This is a genomic window from Lentzea xinjiangensis, from assembly GCF_900110955.1.
Taxonomy (GTDB): Bacteria; Actinomycetota; Actinomycetes; order Mycobacteriales; family Pseudonocardiaceae; genus Lentzea; species Lentzea xinjiangensis.
Genome location: NZ_FOFR01000014.1, coordinates 1 through 16,788, shown reverse-complemented (window position 1 = coordinate 16,788; position 16,788 = coordinate 1). Strand labels below are relative to the sequence as shown.

Sequence of the window (16,788 nt, the reverse complement as noted above, 5' to 3'; positions counted from 1 at the left end):
CCGCCGCTCACCCGCATTAGGGTGGGTGGCGGAGGTGTCCGTGGGACGGTTGGCACGCGCCGGGTTGTACGCAGGCGCCTTGATCGGGCCGTTCGGCGGCGCCGTCACCACGTCGATCCTGCCGGAGATCGGGGACAGCTTCGGCCGGTCCCCCGGTGCGGCGGCCTCGACGCTGACCTACTACCTCGTGCCGTTCGCGGTGCTGATGCTCGTCTCCGGCACGCTCGCGCAGCGCTGGGGTCCACAACGGACGGTGCGGATCGCCTACGTGGCCTACGCGGTCACGTCCGTGCTGGCGGCGTGCGCGTGGACGTTCGAGGTGCTGCTGGCCTCGCGGGCGTTGCAGGGCGCGGCGAACTCGTTCACCACGCCGGTGCTGCTGGCCGTGATCGCCGCCTCGACCCCCAAGGAGAAGCTCGGGCGGGCGCTGGGGCTCTTCGGGTCGATGCAGGCGGCCGGGCAGACCTCGGCCCCGCTCGTCGGCGGGCTCACCGCGGAGGTCGACTGGCGGCTGGCGTTCGTGGTGATCGCGGTGGTGGCGGCCGGGCTCGCGGTGCTGGGCGTGCCGCAGACCGACGCCGAGCCGGACCGGGACGCGAGCCTGCGCAGTGCGTTCGTGCCGAGCACGCTGCGGCCCGCGATCATCGCGTTCATCGGCTGGGGTTGTCTGGGCGGGCTGTCGTTCCTGGTGGCGTTCCGGCTGGACGACGTGTTCGGCCTCAGCGCCGGTGAACGCGGGCTGCTGCTCACCGGCTTCGGCATCGTCGGGTTCCTGACCGCGCGGCACATCGGCAAGGCCATCGACCGGTTCGGTGCCACGACCACCGTCGTCATCGGCGCGACGCTCGGTGGCGGCCTGATCGCGGCGGCCGGCACGACGCCGTTCGCGGCGGCGGTGGTCATCGCCTGGGCGCTGACCGGTGCGGCGGCGCAGGGTGTGCTGGTGAGCATCAACGCGTTGGTGTTGCAGAGCGACAACGCCAACAGGGGCGGCAGCGTCAGTGTCGTGCAGTCACTGCGCTTCATGGGCGCCGCCGCGGCCCCGTTGGCGTTCGTCCCGCTCTACCAGGCACATCCGCTCGCGGGTTTCCTGGTGCCCGCGGTGTTGCTGGTCGTCGTGCCCGCGATCGTCACGTGGTCAGGTCGCGGCGCCGGAAGCCGGCGAACCCCGCAGCCAGGAGCACCACCGCGATCCCGGTGAGCCACGCGAGCGGCCCGAAGGTGATGTCCGGGTACTTCGGGACGTGCGTGAACGGCGCCAGGTTGATCACCCACTGGTCCAGCCGCAGCGCGGGGCCGAGCAGCGTGAGCACCAGCGACACCGACACCACGGCCCAGCTCACGCCGGTGAGCTGCGGGAGAAGTCCGAACAACGCCAGCGCCACGCCCGCGACCACCCAGGCAGCCGGGAGCTGCACCAGCGCGGTGCCGACCATGCGCGGCAGCACCCCGCCGAGGTCGTCGACCTGCACGCCGTGGACCAGCCCGAGTCCGAGACCGGCCGCTGCCAGCACGACCGCGCCGCCGACCAGGGCGAACACCGCGTGCGACGCGACCCAGCCCCAGCGCGACACCGGCGTGGCGAGCAGCGGTTCCGCCCGGAACGACGTCTCCTCCGACCGCAGCCGCAGCACCGCCTGGACCAGGTAGATCGACGTGATCAGACCGAGCAGCTGGGTGACGGTCGCGAAGAACGCGTCCACCATCGCGTCGGCACCGCCGATCTGCTGCACGACCTGCCCGAGCGTCGGGTTGTCCTCCACCATCTGCCCGACCGCCTGAGCGACGCTGCCGTAGATCACTCCCACGCCGAACAACGCGGTCGACCAGCCGATCAGCGAGCCCTTCTGCAGCCGCCAGGCCAGGCCGAACGGGCTTCCGATCGTGCCGTGCGCCGGGCCGAGCCGGGCGGGCAGCAGACCGAGCCCGACGTCGCGGCGCGTCACGACGTAGCTCGACACGCCCACGAGCAGGACGAACGCGGTCAGCGGGAGCAGCAGCACCCAGAAGCGGTCGTCGCCGAACGCCCGCACGTGCTCGGTCCAGCCGATCGGCGAGAGCCAGGTCAGCCACTGCGGGCCCGACTCGCCCGCCGCGTCGCCCGCCGCGCGGAAGAGGTAGGTGACGCCGAGGAAGCCGCCCGCGATCGCGTTCGAGACGCGCGAGTTCTCCGACAGCTGGGCGGTCAGCGCGCCGATGCCGGTGAACACCAGCCCGACGCTCGCCGTGGACAGGCCGAACGCGAAGGCGCCCGTCGCGTCGAGGTCCTTGCCGATCAGCGCGAACGCTTGCAGCAGCCCGATCAGCAGGCTCGTGCCGCCCGCGACGACCACCGCGGCGGCCAGCGGTGCGTGCCGTCCGACGACCGTGGCGGCGATGAGCTCCGTGCGGCCCGCCTCTTCTTCTGCGCGCGTGTGGCGGGTGACGACCAGCATGGCCATGATCGCGATGAAGAGACCCGAAAACACGCCCCAGCGCCACACGACCAGGCCGCCGAGCGATGACCAGTCGTGCAGAGGTCCGAGCATCGCGAGGAACGCGGAGTTGGCGTTCGCGGTGATGCCCAGCATCGCCCGCGACTCCTGCGAGGAGTACAGCTCCTCAAGGGCCGTCGTCGTGGAATAGGTCACGCCGACCAGGAACAACACCCAGATCGGGAGCAGCACCCGGTCGCGCCGCAACGCCAGCCGCACCAGCTGCCAGGTGCCGATCATTTCGCGTCCTCGTAGTGGCGCAGGAACAGCTCCTCCAGCGTCGGCGGCTGCGAGGTGAGGGTCCGCACGCCGGTCGACACGAGCTGTTCGAGGACGAGGTCGAGCTTGTCCGAGTCGACCTCGAACCTCACCCGGTTGCCCTCGGCGACCAGGTCGTGGACGCCGTCGAGGTGCGCCAGGCCGTTGGGCGGGGCGGCGAGCTCCGCGGAGATCGAGGTGCGGGTCAGGTGCCGCAGGTCGGCGAGCGTGCCGGTCTCGACGATGTGGCCGCTGCGGATGATGCTCACCCGGTCGCACAGCGCCTCGACCTCGGCGAGGATGTGGCTGGAGAGCAGCACGGTGCGGCCGCGCTCCCGTTCGTCGTTGATGCAGTCCTGGAAGACGGCCTCCATCAACGGGTCGAGGCCGGAGGTCGGCTCGTCGAGGATCAGCAGCTCGACGTCGCTCGACAGGGCGGCGACCAGCGCGACCTTCTGCCGGTTGCCCTTCGAGTAGGTGCGGCCCTTCTTGCGCGGGTCCAGCTCGAAGCGCTCCAGCAGCTCGGCGCGGCGCCGGGGGTTCAGGCCGCCGCGGAGACGTCCGAGCAGGTCGATGACCTCGCCACCGGTCAGGCCGGGCCAGAGGTTCACGTCGCCGGGGACGTAGGCGAGGCGGCGGTGCAGGGCGGCGGTGTCCTTCCACGGGTCGCCGCCGAGCAGCCGCGCGGTGCCGGAGTCGGCGCGCAGCAGGCCGAGCAGGACCCGGATCGCCGTGGACTTGCCCGCCCCGTTCGGGCCGAGGAAGCCGTGCACCTCACCGGTCCGGACGTCCAGGTTCAGGTCGTCCAGCGCACGCGTCGGGCCGAAGGTCTTCACCAGGCCCGACACGGATATCGCAGATGTCATGGCGGGTAAGCTACGCTCGTTTCACAACTTCGTGAAGCGCGTAAATTTTGCCCGATCGGCTGACGAAAGGGGATGATGCCGCCGTGACGAGAGCTACGGAGCGTGACACGCAGGCGGTGAGCCAGTTCGTCGAACGGTTCGGCGGGATCCTGGCGGACACCGGCGTGCCGCGCATGCCGGCTCGCATCCTGGCGGCGCTGCTGACGACGGACTCCGGACGGCTCACCGCGGCCGAGATCGCCGAGCTGCTGCAGATCAGTCCCGCGGCGGTGTCGGGCGCGGTGCGCTACCTGACCACGGTCCAGATCGTCAGCCGCGAACGGGAGCCGGGCTCACGCCGCGACGTCTTCCGGATGCGCGACAACGTCTGGTACGAGACGACGTTCCGCAAGGACCAGATGCTGGTGCTGATCGACGAGGTGCTCAGCGAGGGCGTCGAGGCACTCGGCGCGGACTCCGAGGCCGGGGTGCGGCTGGACGAGACGCGCGAGTTCTTCCGGTTCGTGCACGGCGAGCTGGGCTCTTTGCTGGACCGATGGCGGGTGCACCGCGAGAAGTGGCTCGACGAGCGCAAGGCCTGAACAGCGCGAAGGGGGAGCTTCCGGCGGAAGCTCCCCCTTCATCGGCTCCGATCAGCCCGTGACGAGCGTCAGGCCGTACGCCGAGAGGATCTCGTTGACCGGCTGGTAGTAGGTCGTGCCGCCGCTGGCGCAGTCACCGGAGCCACCCGAGGTGACGCCCTGCGCCTGCGTGCCGCTGACCCACGAGCCACCCGAGTCGCCGGGCTCCGCGCACACGGTGGTCCGGGTGAGACCGCCGACCGAGCCCTCCCGGTAGTTCACCGTCTGGCCCTTGGCCTGGACCTCGCCGCAGTGCCAGCCCGTGGTCGAGCCGGACCGGCAGATCGACGCGCCGACCGCGGCCTCCGCGTTGCCGGAGACGATGACGTCGGCGCCGCCGTAGCGGTTCACCTTGGCCGTGGGCGTCCAGGACGAGTTCGCCCTGACCCACCCGTAGTCGTTGCCCGGGAAGGACGACGCCGCGAACGCGCCCAGCGCCGTGCGGTCGACGCCGCTCACGCTGTCGCCCTGCGACCCGCAGTGCCCGGCGGTGACGAACCCGCCCCGCACCGCGAAGCCGATCGAGCACCGGCCGCCGTTGCCGAGGTAGAAGGCGTCGCCGCCGCGGATGTCCTTGAGCAGGCGCGGCGCCTCGTCGGTCTCGACGACCTTCGCGACCGCGCCCGCCTTCTCCAGCAACGGTGCCGCCGCGTCCGCCTGACCGCGCTGCACGGTGATCGTGACCGCGTTCGCCTTCGAGTCGACGAACCAGCCGGTGACCGCGGCCGGGGCCGCCGAGGCGTCCAGCCGTGCCTTGGCCGCGTCCAGCTCACCCGCGGAGTGCGCGACCGTGCGGGGTTCCGCGCCGAGCGCGCGGAGCCGGTCGGCCTTGGCCGCGTCGGTCACGCCCACGACGAGCTTGCCGGTGGCCGCGTCGAACCACGCGCCGCCGAAGCTGTCGCCGGCGAACCCCTCCGCGACGCGCTGCAGGACCGCGGCCGCGCTCTCCCGGCGCAGCCGCTGCACCGCCTGCCCGGCGTCGAGCCCCAGGTCGCGCTGCATCGCGGCGAGCAGGCCGGCTGACGGTTCGGGCGCGGCGACGGCGGCAGGGGTTGCCGTGGCCGCGAATGCACCCGCCAGCACGGCGACCGCCGTGACAGCCATGCGCTTCATAGGCATTTCTCCTCGTCATCTTCAACTCGCAGGGCCGGTGTAACGCCGGACCGGGCAACCGCGATGAGGAGATGGGCTGTGCTGCGACACAGCCCGCACGACACCGGAAGCACGGCGTCCCCAAGCGGTCGAACTGCCCGATCAGTTCGTTCCTCCGTCCGGGCGACGCTATGTCGTGCTGCCTACTGGCGAGTAGGGCCGATCGGCGGGTGGACCCATCGGCATTCGAGTTGGTATAGGGGAACCAAATGCGTTCTCCCGGTCTATTCCGTGACGCAGAGCGACCATTCCCGCTGATACGGAACGTCAAAACTGTCAACAGTTCGCACTCGACGGCGGATCCCTCTGACCTGCGGTTCAGGGCTAGCGTCCAGGACACCCTGTTCCCTGCACGAGGGAGAACCCTGCAATGCGAAGAGTCTTGGGTACGGGACTTGCCGCCGCCGCTGCCGTGTGTCTGGCAGCCGCCGTGGCTCCCGCCGCATCCGCTCAAGAAAACGTGGGGACGATTCTCGGCGCCGATCGCGCCGGTGTCGTGAAGGACAGCTACATCGTCTCGCTCAAGGCCGGAACGGCGTCGAGGGCCGCCGCTCCGGGACTCGCGAGCCGGTACGGCGGTCAGGTCGGCAAGGTCTGGCAGCACGCGCTCAACGGCTTCTCGGTGAAGATGACCGCCCAGCAGGCGGCCCGCCTCGCCGCGCACCCGGACGTCGCGTTCGTCGAGCAGGACGCCGAGGTCAGCCTCTTCGACGTCCAGCAGAACCCGCCGTCGTGGGGACTCGACCGCGTCGACCAGCGCGACCTGCCGCTGAGCAACAGCTACCAGTACGACACGACCGCGTCGAACGTGACGGCCTACATCGTCGACACCGGTGTGCGCACCACCCACCAGACCTTCGGCGGCCGCGCCACGTGGGGCACCAACACCTCCGGCGACGGCAACAACAGCGACTGCAACGGCCACGGCACGCACGTCGCCGGCACCGTCGCGGGCGCCGAGTACGGCATCGCGAAGGCCGCCAAGGTCGTCGCGGTCAAGGTGCTGAACTGCCAGGGCTCCGGCACCATCCAGGGCGTCGTCGACGGCGTCGACTGGGTGACCGCGAACGCGGTGAAGCCCGCGGTCGCGAACATGTCCCTCGGTGGCGGCGCCGCAGCCGCCCTGGACACGGCCGTCCGCAACTCCGTGGTGTCCGGCGTCACCTACGCTCTCGCCTCCGGCAACTCGAACACCGACGCGTGCTCGACGTCCCCCGCCCGCGTCGCCGAGGCGATCACGGTCAACGCGTCGACCAACACCGACGCACGGGCCTCGTTCTCCAACTACGGCACCTGCACCGACATCTTCGCGCCGGGCCAGAACATCGTGTCGGCGTGGCACACCAGCGACACCGCCACGAACAACATCTCCGGCACGTCGATGGCCTCCCCGCACGTCGCGGGCGGCGCGGCCCTGTGGCTCGCCACCCACCCGACCGACAGCCCGGCCGCCGTCTGGGCGGGCCTGAACGGCGCGTCGACCCCCAACAAGATCACCAATCCCGGCACCGGCTCCCCGAACAAGCTGCTCCACACCCTCTTCGGTGGCGGCCAGCAGCCGGGCACCCCCGCGGTGACGAACCCCGGCAACCAGACCTCCACGGTCGGCAGCCCGGTGTCCCTGCAGCTCGCGGCCACCGGCGGCACCGCGCCGTACACGTGGTCCGTGACCGGCCTCCCGGCCGGCCTGTCGGCGTCCGCCTCCGGCACGATCTCCGGCACGCCGACCACGGCGGGCACCCACACGGTGGTCGCCACCGCGACCGACGCGGCGGGCAAGACCGGCTCCGCGACGTTCACGTGGACGGTCAACGCGGCCGGCGGCGGCTGTGACGCCAAGACCAACTCCACCCCGGTCGCGATCGGCGACCTGTCGACCGTGACCAGCACGATCGTCATCTCCGGCTGCTCGGGCGCCGCCTCGGCGACGGCGTCGGTCACGGTCGCGATCACGCACACCTACAGGGGCGACCTCGTGGTCGACCTGGTCGCACCCGACGGCACGGTCGTGAACCTGCACAACCGCACCGGCGGCTCGGCCGACAACATCAACGAGACCTTCACCCGCAACCTCTCGGGCGAGGCGGCCAACGGCACCTGGACGCTGCGCGTGCGCGACGCCGGGTTCCTGGACACCGGCACGCTGAACAGCTGGACGCTGGACGTCTGAGGTGATCCGCGGGTGAACCCGCCGCGGTGACCGAACCGCCCCCGGTGCTTCCGCCTCGGGGGCGGTTCCCCGTCCGGCCGTGCGGTCCGCAGTGGCCGCGTCGCAATGGATGGGGCGGTGCCGGATGGTTTTCGTCCCGCCGTGCGACGCGTTTCCAAGCAGTGCCGGCCCAGCGGGCCGGCGGCCGCCGACCAGGCGGCCACCAGCCGAACCAGTTACAGGTCCACGCCCAGAAGCGCGTCCACGGCCGTGCGGATCTGCGAAGGCCCGTGCCTGTCCGAACCGCCGTGCGTCAGCGCCTCGTCGGCCCACGCGTCGATCGCCGCGAGCGCCTTCGGGGTGTCGAGGTCGTTGCCCAGGTGGTCGCGCAGCCGCGTCACGGTGTCCACGGCGGACGGCCCGGTCGACATCTCGGCCGCCCGGCGCCACCTGTCCAGCCGGACCAGCGCCTCGTCGAGCAGAGCCTGCGTCCACGCCCGGTCCGCGCGGTAGTGGCCCGCCAGCAGCGCGAGGCGGATCGCGTTCGGGTCGACCTTCTCCGCGCGCAGCTTCGAGACGAAGACCAGGTTGCCGCGCGACTTCGACATCTTCTCGCCGTCGAGGCCGATCATGCCCGCGTGCACGTAGTGGCGGGCGAACGGGTGCTGCCCGGTCTGGGCCTCGGCGTGCGCCGCCGAGTACTCGTGGTGCGGGTAGATCAGGTCGGAGCCGCCGCCCTGGACGTCGAAGCCCATGCCGAGGCGGTTGTGGGCGATGGCGCTGCACTCGATGTGCCAGCCGGGACGGCCCTCGCCGAGCTCGGAGGGCCACGCGGGCTCGCCGGGGCGCTTCATCCGCCACAGCAGGGCGTCGAGCGGGTGCTTCTTGCCGGGGCGGTCGGGGTCGCCACCGCGCTCGGCGAGCAGCTTGACCATCGTCTCGGCGTCGTAGTTCGACTCGTAGCCGAAGCGGCCGGTGGCGTTGTGCGCGAAGTAGACGTCCGGGTACTCCGGGTCGTCCACGCGGTACGCGGCGCCGTCGTTGACGAGCTTGACGATCACCTCGACGATCTCGGGGATCGCCTCGACGATGCCGACGTAGTCCTGGGGCGGCAGGACGCGCAACGCCTCCATGTCCTCGCGGAACAGCGCCGTCTCCCGCATGGCGAGCACGACCCAGTCGTCCTTGTCGCGCAGAGCGCGCTCCAGCAACGGGTCGTCGACATCGGTGACGTTTTGGACGTAATGCACGTTATGGCCGTTGTCGAGCCAGACGCGGTGCACGAGGTCGAAGGCGAGGTAGGTGGCGGCGTGGCCGAGGTGAGTCGCGTCGTACGGCGTGATGCCGCAGACGTACAACCTGGCGGTGTCTCCTGGAGCCGTGGGACGTACTTCGCCCGTAGCCGTGTCGAACAGCCGCAGCGGGCGGGGGTCCCCCGGAACCCGCGGCACAGGAATTGATGACCAGGTCTGCATGGATCCGACATTAACGCGTGCCGCCGTACGGAGTGCACTTTCCGGCTGTTGGAACCACCACCTCCGAATCCTCCGGACAGAAAGGGCGGACATTCGTTGACGACGTTGTCAGCGCGCCCCTAGCTTCCGAAAGCATGCTCCGTGTCGTCGTAGCCACGTTGGTAGCGCTCTCACTGTCCCCCGCGACCGCGTCGGCCGCGCCACCGGACACACCGCCGGACGTGCTGGCGTACCTGGAGAACCCCAGGATGACCGGGGAGAACCAGGAGCCGCCGCACCCGGACCTGAAGCCGGAACGGCGGCTGAGCCTCAACGGCGACTGGCGGATCCGGATGTTCGGCAAACCGGAGGACGTCCGCGACACGCCCGATGGCTGGCGCACGGTCAAGGTCCCCCACACGTGGCAGACCGACTTCCTCGACCACCCGATGTTCCGCAACATCCCCACCGAGATGTACCCGGACGACCCGCCGTCGATCCCGCGCGACGTCAACCCGACCGGCGTCTACGAGAAGACGTTCGACCTGCCCTCCGGCTGGGACCGCACGCTCGTCAGGTTCGAGGGCGTGACCAGCGGATACTTCGTCTGGGTGAACGGCGAGTACGTCGGCTACGACCAGGGCGGCTACACCCCGGCCGAGTTCGACATCACCGGCAAGCTCAAGGCCGGGAGGAACACCCTCAGGGTCCAGGTCCACCGCTGGTCGGCCGGTTCCCACCTGGAGGACTACGACCAGTGGCGGTTCTCCGGCATCTTCCGCGAGGTCTGGCTCTACTCGACGCCCAGGACCTACCTTCAGGACGTCACCGTCAAAACCGACCTCGACGACCGGTACCACGACGCGACGATCAGCACCGACGTCCGCATCGGCGGGCCCGTGGCCGGTCACACCGTCCGGACCAGGCTCTTCGACCCGCGCGGCCGTGAGGTCACCGTCACGGACGGCAAGGTCGCGAACCCGCTGAAGTGGACCGACGAGACGCCGAACGTCTACGAGCTGCGCGTCGAGCTGCTCGAGAACGGCCGGGTGGTCCAGACCGGGAGGCAGCCCGTCGGGTTCCGCGAGATCGAGATCGCCGACCGGCAGCTCAAGATCAACGGCAAGCGCGTGCTGTTCCGCGGCACCAACCGAGCCGAGACGTCGGTGCACGGCAGCCGCTACGTCACCCGTGCCGACCAGGAGCAGGACGTCCGGCTCATGAAGCGGTTCAACATCAACGCCGTGCGCACCTCGCACTACCCGAGCGACCCGTACTTCTACGAGCTCGCCGACCGCAACGGTCTGATGATCGCCGACGAGGTCGATGTCGAGACCCACCACCACGACGGCTGTCCGACCAACTGCCTGGCCGAGCGCCCCGAGTGGCAGGACGCCTTCCAGGACCGGTTCGTCGCCATGATGCAGCGCGACAAGAACCACCCGTCGGTGATCATGTGGGACACCGGCAACGAGGCGGGCCTGGGCAAGGCCCACTACACGATGGCCGAGTACGCGAAGAAGAACGACACCCGCCCGCTCTACCACCAGCCGAACGTGCCCGACGGCGACGCGCCGTTCGCGGACGTCGCCGGCCCGCGCTACCCGTCGCCCGCGAGCCTCGAGGCCAAGGCGAAGACGACCACCAAGCCGATCATCATGGGTGAGTACGCGCACGCGATGGGCAACAGCCTCGGCAACTTCCGGGAGTTCTGGGACGTCGTGCGCGCCTACCCGCAGGTGCAGGGCGGTTTCATCTGGGACTGGGCCGAGCAGAACATCGCCCTGCCGCTCTACACGACCCCCGACAGCGCCAACGGCATCATGAGCTGGCTTTCCGGCAAACCGTCGCAGGTGGACGGACCGCACGGCAAGGCGTTGCGGCTCAGCGGTCTCGACGACTTCGTGGAGGTCTACCGCGACCGCAAGCTCGACGACGTCACCAACGGCCTCACGCTCGACGCGTGGGTGAAACCCGACACGTGGACAGGTGACTTCACGGTCATCTCCAAGGGCGACCACCAGTACGCGCTGAAGATGTCCGACGCCACGACGCTGGAGTTCTTCATCCACAGCGGCACGTGGCGCACCGTCCGCGCGACGGTCCCCGCGGGCTTCTACGGCAACTGGCACCGCGTCACCGGCACGTTCGACGGCACGAAACTGCGCCTGCTGATCGACGGCCGCGAGGTGGCCACCGCCGAGCACACCGGCACGATCGACTGGTCGCACTGGCCGGTCAACATCGGCCGCAACGCCGAGACCATGCAGGAGAACGTCGGCACGCGCATGGCGCACGGCTCGGTCGACCAGGTCCGCGTCTACCACCGTGCCCTGACCGAGTCCGAGCTGGCCCAGGACCCGGCGAAGACCGCCGTGCTGGCGCTCGACTTCGAGAAGCTGGAGGACAAGGGCCGACACCAGTCCTACGGCGCGGGCACCGGCGGCGTCGACGGCGTGGTGTGGGCGGACCGCAGGCCGCAGCCGGAGACCGCCGAGCTGATGGCGGTCCACTCCCCCATCCGGTTCTCGTTCGCGGGCAACCGGCTCACCACCGTCAGCGAACGCCAGTTCACCGGCACCGACGACCTGGAGCTGCGCTGGCAGGTCCAGGACAACGGCCGCACGATCGCCCAGCACCGCGGGAAGCTCCAGCCGGGCACGATCACGCTGCCCGACTTCACCGCGCCGACCGAACGCCTGCTGACCGTCCGCGCGACCGACCGCCGGGGCGATGACGTCGGCATCGCCCAGTTCCCGCTGGGCGGCACGCAGATCACCGGCCTGCACGCGTCCGGCTTCCCCGGCGAGCTGACCACCACCCAGACCGACGCCGAGATCGTGGTGTCCGGCAAGGACTTCCGCTACGTCGTCAGCAAGTCCTCCGGCACGCTCACGTCGATGCGCGTGCGCGGCACCGAGCTGATCAAGACCGGTCCCGAGCTCGACGCGTGGCGCGCGCCGCTGTCCAACGAGTTCATGAGCGAGGACAACTCCTGGTACCGCAACGGCCTCGACCGGCTGAGGACCACGCCGTCGAGCGTCACGGTCACGCGGTCGGGCGCGGACGCGGTCATCACCGCGAAGTCGACCGCCCAGGCGGTGCAGGACGCCTCCTTCGGCCAGACCTTCACCTACCGGATCACCGGTGACGGCGAGATCCACGTCGGCCACCGGGTCGCCGCCCGCGGCGGCCTGCGCGACCTGAGCTACCTGCCCGGCATCGGCTTCACGCTCAAGGTGCCGCAGGACTACCGGAAGTTCACCTGGTACGGCCGCGGCCCCGGCGAGAACTACGACGACCGCAAGGCCGGCAACCCCGTCGGCGTCTACCAGTCCACTGTGGACAAGGAGTTCAACGACTACTACAAGCCGCAGGACTACGGCAACCACGCCGACACGCGCTGGGCGACGCTGTCCAACGGCCGCGCCGGCCTGCTCGTCGCGGGCGACCTCGACGTGCGGGTGTCCCAGTACGACGACCTGGACCGGGCCGCGTACCCGTTCGCGCTGAAGAAGAACGACGGCTGGACCACGCTGCACGCCGCGCACCGCGTGACGGGCGTCAGCGAGACGTTCCACGAGCCGCTGCCGCAGTACCAGGTGGAAGCGGGCACCGAGTACGCCTACTCCGTGCTGCTGCGCCCGCTCACCCCCGTGGAGGCGGCGACGGGCAAGCTCGGCCGGCAGGTCGACTGCGCGCCCTCCGCCGAGCTGCGGGCCACCGACACCGTGCTCGAACCGGGCGAGCAGGTCGAGGCCGAACTGGTGGTGACGACGCCGTGCCCCGGCACCACGACGGCCCGGCTCAGTGCGCCGGAGGGCTGGTCGGTCAGCCCGGCGACCGTCGACCTCACGAGCGGTTCCGCGCGGGTGACGATCAAGCGCGAGGGCGGCGAGACCGGCGTCCGCCCGGTGTTCGCCGAGGTCGTCTCCGGCAAGGCGACGTCCACCCTGACCGCGGACTTCACCGCCACGCCCCGTCCGCCGGCTGGCGAGGCGCAGATCTCCGCGCTGGAGTTCCTCACCGAGCGCAACGGGTGGGGCCCGCTCGAACGGGACCGCAGCAACGGCGAGCAGGCCGCCGGCGACGGCCGTCCCCTCGGCATCCGGGGCGCGCGGTTCGACCGCGGTGTCGGCGCGCACGCCGACTCCGAGTTCGAGGTCTACACCGGCGGGAGGTGCTCGGCGCTCACCGCGACCATCGGTGTCGACGACGAGACGAACGGCGGCGGCAGCGTCCGGTTCGAGGTCCTCGCCGACGGCCGGCCGGTCTACTCGAGCCCGGTTCTCACCGGGCGGAGCGCGGCCGTGCCGATCACCGTCGACACGGCCGGAGCAGCGGTGCTGACCTTCCGCGTCACGGACGCCGGTGACGGCAACGGCAACGACCACGCCGACTGGGCGAACGCGGCGCTGACCTGTGCGTAGGGGCGTACGGTAGAGGTCAGGGGCTTTCGCCGGTGAAGGGCGGATCTCATGGTCTTCTTCGAAGTCCTCGGCGGGCTGGTCGTGCTCTCAGGCATCGGCCTCGCGATGAGCGCCAGGGTGATCAAGCAGTTCGAACGGGGACTGGTGTTCCGGTTCGGCAAGCTGCAGGAGGCCGTGCGCGGGCCGGGGCTGACGATGCTCCTCCCCGGTGCCGACCAGCTCCGCAAGGTCAACATGCAGATCGTCACCCTGCCCGTGCCGGCGCAGGACGGCATCACCCGCGACAACGTGACGGTGCGCGTGGACGCCGTCGTGTACTTCAAGGTGCAGGACCCGGCGAAGGCCGTCGTCAACGTCGAGGACTACCGGTTCGCGATGCTGCAGGTGGCGCAGACGTCGTTGCGGTCGATCATCGGCAAGAGCGAGCTCGACGACCTGCTGTCCAACCGCGAGCGCCTCAACCAGGGCCTGGAGCTGATGATCGACACGCCCGCGCTGGAGTGGGGCATCGACATCGACCGGGTCGAGATCAAGGACGTGGCGCTGCCGGAGAGCATGAAGCGCTCGATGTCGCGGCAGGCCGAGGCCGAACGCGAGCGCCGCGCCCGCGTCATCACCGCGGACGGCGAACTGCAGGCGTCCAGGAAGCTCTCCGAGGCCGCCGGGACGATGGAGTCCACGCCCGGCGCGCTCCAGCTCCGGCTCCTGCAGACCATCGTGGAGGTGGCCGCGGAGAAGAACTCCACGCTGGTGCTGCCCTTCCCGGTGGAGCTGTTGAGGTTCCTGGAGAAGAACACCAACGTCGAGCTGCCCGGGAACGGTCCGGCGCACAGTGGTCCGGCACAGGGTGGTCCGCCCGAGTGAGTTGCCCGAACCGCAGGTCAGCGTGCCCGACCTGGTGCTCACCGGCGAGGAGCTGGAGGTGACCGTCGAGCTGAAGGACACCACTCCCCGCGCGGTGAAGGTGGCGCTGCTCGACGAGAACGGCAAACAGGTCGAAGCGCGCAGTCCGGCGATCTCCGAGAGCATGTCGATCACTTTCCCCGCATTGGCCCCCGGCGCCTACTACGTGCAGGTCAGCGGCATCTCGGTGGGCGCTCCGGTGGTGCCGGTGACGTCCGCGGTGCTCGCCGTGGATTGCCCCGCGGTCTGACCCGGAGGACGATGGTCCCCGGCACGGAGGAGGCGCGATGACCACGATCAAGCCCACGCCCGTAGTACCCCATCCCGGGGCCGCCCGCGCCCGGCCGAAGGGCTCGTACTTCCTCCAGCTCTTCAAGACCACGGATCCCAAGCAGATCGGGATCATGTACCTGACCACGTCGTTCGTGTTCTTCATGATCGGCGGCGTGATGGCGCTGCTCATGCGGGCCGAGCTGGCGCGTCCCGGCCTGCAGTTCCTGTCCAACGAGCAGTACAACCAGCTCTTCACCATGCACGGCACGGTGATGCTGCTGCTCTACGCGACGCCGATCCTGTTCGGGTTCGCCAACTTCATCCTGCCGTTGCAGATCGGCTCACCCGACGTCGCGTTCCCGCGCCTGAACGCCTTCTCGTACTGGCTGTACCTCTTCGGCGCCATCACCGTCGTCGCCGGCTTCGTGACGCCGGGCGGCGCCGCGGACTTCGGCTGGTTCGCCTACACACCGCTGTCGTCGGCCGTGCACTCGCCCGGTGTCGGCGCGGACCTCTGGATCATGGGCCTGGCCGTCGGCGGCCTGGGCACGATCCTCGGCGCGGTCAACATGATCACGACCGTGGTGTGCCTGCGGGCGCCGGGCATGACGATGTTCCGGATGCCGGTCTTCACCTGGAACATCCTCGTGACGTCCGTGCTGATCCTGCTGGCGTTCCCGATCCTCACCGCCGCCCTGATGGGGCTCGCGGCGGACCGGCACCTCGGGGCGCACGTGTTCGACCCCGCGAACGGCGGCGTGATCCTGTGGCAGCACCTCTTCTGGTTCTTCGGCCACCCCGAGGTCTACATCGTCGCCCTGCCGTTCTTCGGCATCGTGACGGAGATCTTCCCGGTGTTCAGCCGCAAACCGCTGTTCGGCTACAAGGGACTGGTGTTCGCGACCTTGGCGATCGCCATGCTGTCCGTGGCCGTGTGGGCGCACCACATGTACGCCACCGGCGCGGTGCTGCTGCCGTTCTTCGCGCTGATGACGTTCCTGATCGCGGTGCCGACCGGCATCAAGTTCTTCAACTGGATCGGCACGATGTGGAAGGGACAGCTCACGTTCGAGACGCCGATGCTGTTCTCGATCGGCTTCCTGGTGACGTTCCTCTTCGGTGGCCTGTCCGGCATCATCCTGGCCTCACCGCCGCTGGACTTCCACGTGTCGGACACCTACTTCGTGGTGGCGCACTTCCACTACGTGCTGTTCGGCACGATCGTGTTCGCCACCTACGCGGGCATCTACTTCTGGTTCCCGAAGATGACCGGCCGGTTCCTCGACGAGCCGCTGGGCAAGCTGCACTTCTGGACGACGTTCTTCGGGTTCCACGGCACGTTCCTGGTGCAGCACTGGCTGGGCAACGAGGGCATGCCCCGCCGCTACGCCGACTACCTGTTCTCCGACGGCTTCACGACGCTGAACACGATCTCCACGATCGGCTCGTTCCTGCTCGGCGCGTCCCTGCTCCCGTTCGTGTGGAACGTCTTCCGCTCCTACCGCTACGGCGACCCGGCGCCGCAGGACGACCCGTGGGGCTACGGCAACTCGCTGGAGTGGGCCACGACCTCTCCCCCGCCGCGGCACAACTTCACGGAGCTGCCGAAGATCCGGTCGGAGCGCCCGGCGTTCGAGCTGCACTACCCGCACATGGTCGAGCGGATGCGCGAGGAAGCGCACTTCTCGCTGGCCCACCCCGGGAAGCACCGGGCGGGCAAGGACGAGGCCACCGAGAAGGCGCTCGCCTCGACGCATCGGGACGACGAGACGGAGTCCTAGGGCCCGTCCTCAAAGCCAGAGGGTGAGGGTGGCCAGGTCGATCATGGCTTGGTAGGACAAGGCGGTCTTGTCGTAGCGGGTGGCGATCGCGCGGAACTGCTTGAGCCGGTTGAAGCAGCGTTCGACGACGTTGCGGCGTTTGTAGGTCACCGGATCGAAGGCGGGTGGGCGGCCACCGGCTCGGCCGCGGCGGGCTCGGCCGTCGCGCTGGTCGCGGCGTTCGGGGATGGTGGCCCGGATGCCGCGGCGGCGCAGGTGAGCGCGGATGGCCTTGCTGGAGTAGCCCTTGTCCGCGATCACCCGCGCCGGCCGCGTCGCAAGTCGGCCGGGTCGTGCCGGCGGGAACCACACGCCCGCCAGCACAGTCTCGAACATGGTGCAGTCGTTGGTGTTGCCGCCGGTCAGGACGGTTGTGAGCGGGCGGCCGT

Annotated in this window: 12 protein-coding genes; 7 read left to right on the top strand and 5 right to left on the bottom strand. The window is 70.1% G+C overall.

Annotation, left to right across the window (positions count from 1 at the left end; genetic code table 11):
• The first annotated feature begins 40 nt into the window (after window positions 1–40).
• Window positions 41–1,201 (top strand): MFS transporter, encoded by a 1,161-nt coding sequence (locus BMW88_RS26580; RefSeq protein ID WP_245778072.1) that lies wholly within the window; start codon window positions 41–43, stop codon window positions 1,199–1,201.
• Here the strand turns inward: BMW88_RS26580 and BMW88_RS26575 are convergent.
• Window positions 1,131–2,714, bottom strand: coding sequence for an ABC transporter permease (locus tag BMW88_RS26575; RefSeq protein WP_089955358.1), 1,584 nt, complete (start codon window positions 2,712–2,714; stop codon window positions 1,131–1,133). The genes BMW88_RS26580 and BMW88_RS26575 overlap by 71 nt on opposite strands.
• Window positions 2,711–3,598: an ABC transporter ATP-binding protein gene (locus BMW88_RS26570; protein WP_089955355.1), complete on the bottom strand. Its 888-nt coding sequence runs from the start codon at window positions 3,596–3,598 to the stop codon at window positions 2,711–2,713. Before BMW88_RS26570 ends, BMW88_RS26575 begins: the two co-directional genes overlap by 4 nt.
• A gap of 83 nt (window positions 3,599–3,681) precedes the next feature.
• On the opposite strand from BMW88_RS26570, the gene BMW88_RS26565 reads away from it, so the two are divergent.
• Window positions 3,682–4,179 (top strand): GbsR/MarR family transcriptional regulator, encoded by a 498-nt coding sequence (locus BMW88_RS26565; protein ID WP_218148225.1) that lies wholly within the window; start codon window positions 3,682–3,684, stop codon window positions 4,177–4,179.
• Between the two features lie 51 nt (window positions 4,180–4,230).
• Here the strand turns inward: BMW88_RS26565 and BMW88_RS26560 are convergent, their stop codons facing one another.
• Window positions 4,231–5,331 carry a S1 family peptidase gene (locus BMW88_RS26560; RefSeq protein WP_089955354.1) on the bottom strand — a complete coding sequence of 367 codons (1,101 nt, stop codon included), beginning with the start codon at window positions 5,329–5,331 and terminating at the stop codon, window positions 4,231–4,233.
• Between the two features lie 499 nt (window positions 5,332–5,830).
• On the opposite strand from BMW88_RS26560, the gene BMW88_RS26555 reads away from it, so the two are divergent.
• Window positions 5,831–7,540, top strand: a complete 1,710-nt coding sequence (locus BMW88_RS26555) for a S8 family peptidase (protein ID WP_245778071.1) — start codon at window positions 5,831–5,833, stop codon at window positions 7,538–7,540.
• A 215-nt stretch (window positions 7,541–7,755) separates the two neighbouring features.
• On the opposite strand, the gene mshC is transcribed toward BMW88_RS26555, so the two are convergent.
• The gene (gene mshC / locus BMW88_RS26550; RefSeq protein ID WP_089955349.1) at window positions 7,756–8,994 is read right to left on the bottom strand and encodes a cysteine--1-D-myo-inosityl 2-amino-2-deoxy-alpha-D-glucopyranoside ligase; all 1,239 of its coding nucleotides are present in this window, start codon (window positions 8,992–8,994) and stop codon (window positions 7,756–7,758) included.
• 134 nt (window positions 8,995–9,128) lie between these two features.
• Between mshC and BMW88_RS26545 the strand changes: the two genes are divergently transcribed.
• Genes BMW88_RS26545 through ctaD form a run of 4 tightly spaced genes read left to right on the top strand, consistent with a single transcriptional unit; the run spans window position 9,129 to window position 16,360 of the window.
• Complete coding sequence (locus BMW88_RS26545) at window positions 9,129–13,403, top strand: glycoside hydrolase family 2 TIM barrel-domain containing protein (RefSeq protein ID WP_089955347.1); 4,275 nt, start codon at window positions 9,129–9,131, stop codon at window positions 13,401–13,403.
• Window positions 13,404–13,451: 48 nt separating this feature from the next.
• Complete coding sequence (locus BMW88_RS26540) at window positions 13,452–14,267, top strand: slipin family protein (RefSeq protein ID WP_089955344.1); 816 nt, start codon at window positions 13,452–13,454, stop codon at window positions 14,265–14,267.
• On the top strand, window positions 14,251–14,556 hold the full coding sequence (locus tag BMW88_RS26535) for a pre-peptidase C-terminal domain-containing protein (protein WP_245778070.1): 306 nt from the start codon (window positions 14,251–14,253) through the stop codon (window positions 14,554–14,556). Before BMW88_RS26540 ends, BMW88_RS26535 begins: the two co-directional genes overlap by 17 nt.
• A gap of 37 nt (window positions 14,557–14,593) precedes the next feature.
• Entirely contained in the window at window positions 14,594–16,360 is a 1,767-nt protein-coding gene (ctaD, locus tag BMW88_RS26530; protein ID WP_089955339.1) for an aa3-type cytochrome oxidase subunit I, read from the top strand.
• Between the two features lie 9 nt (window positions 16,361–16,369).
• Here the strand turns inward: ctaD and BMW88_RS26525 are convergent.
• Window positions 16,370–16,788 (bottom strand): IS5 family transposase (locus BMW88_RS26525; protein WP_143116252.1); only part of this gene is annotated, 419 nt, incomplete at its 5' end.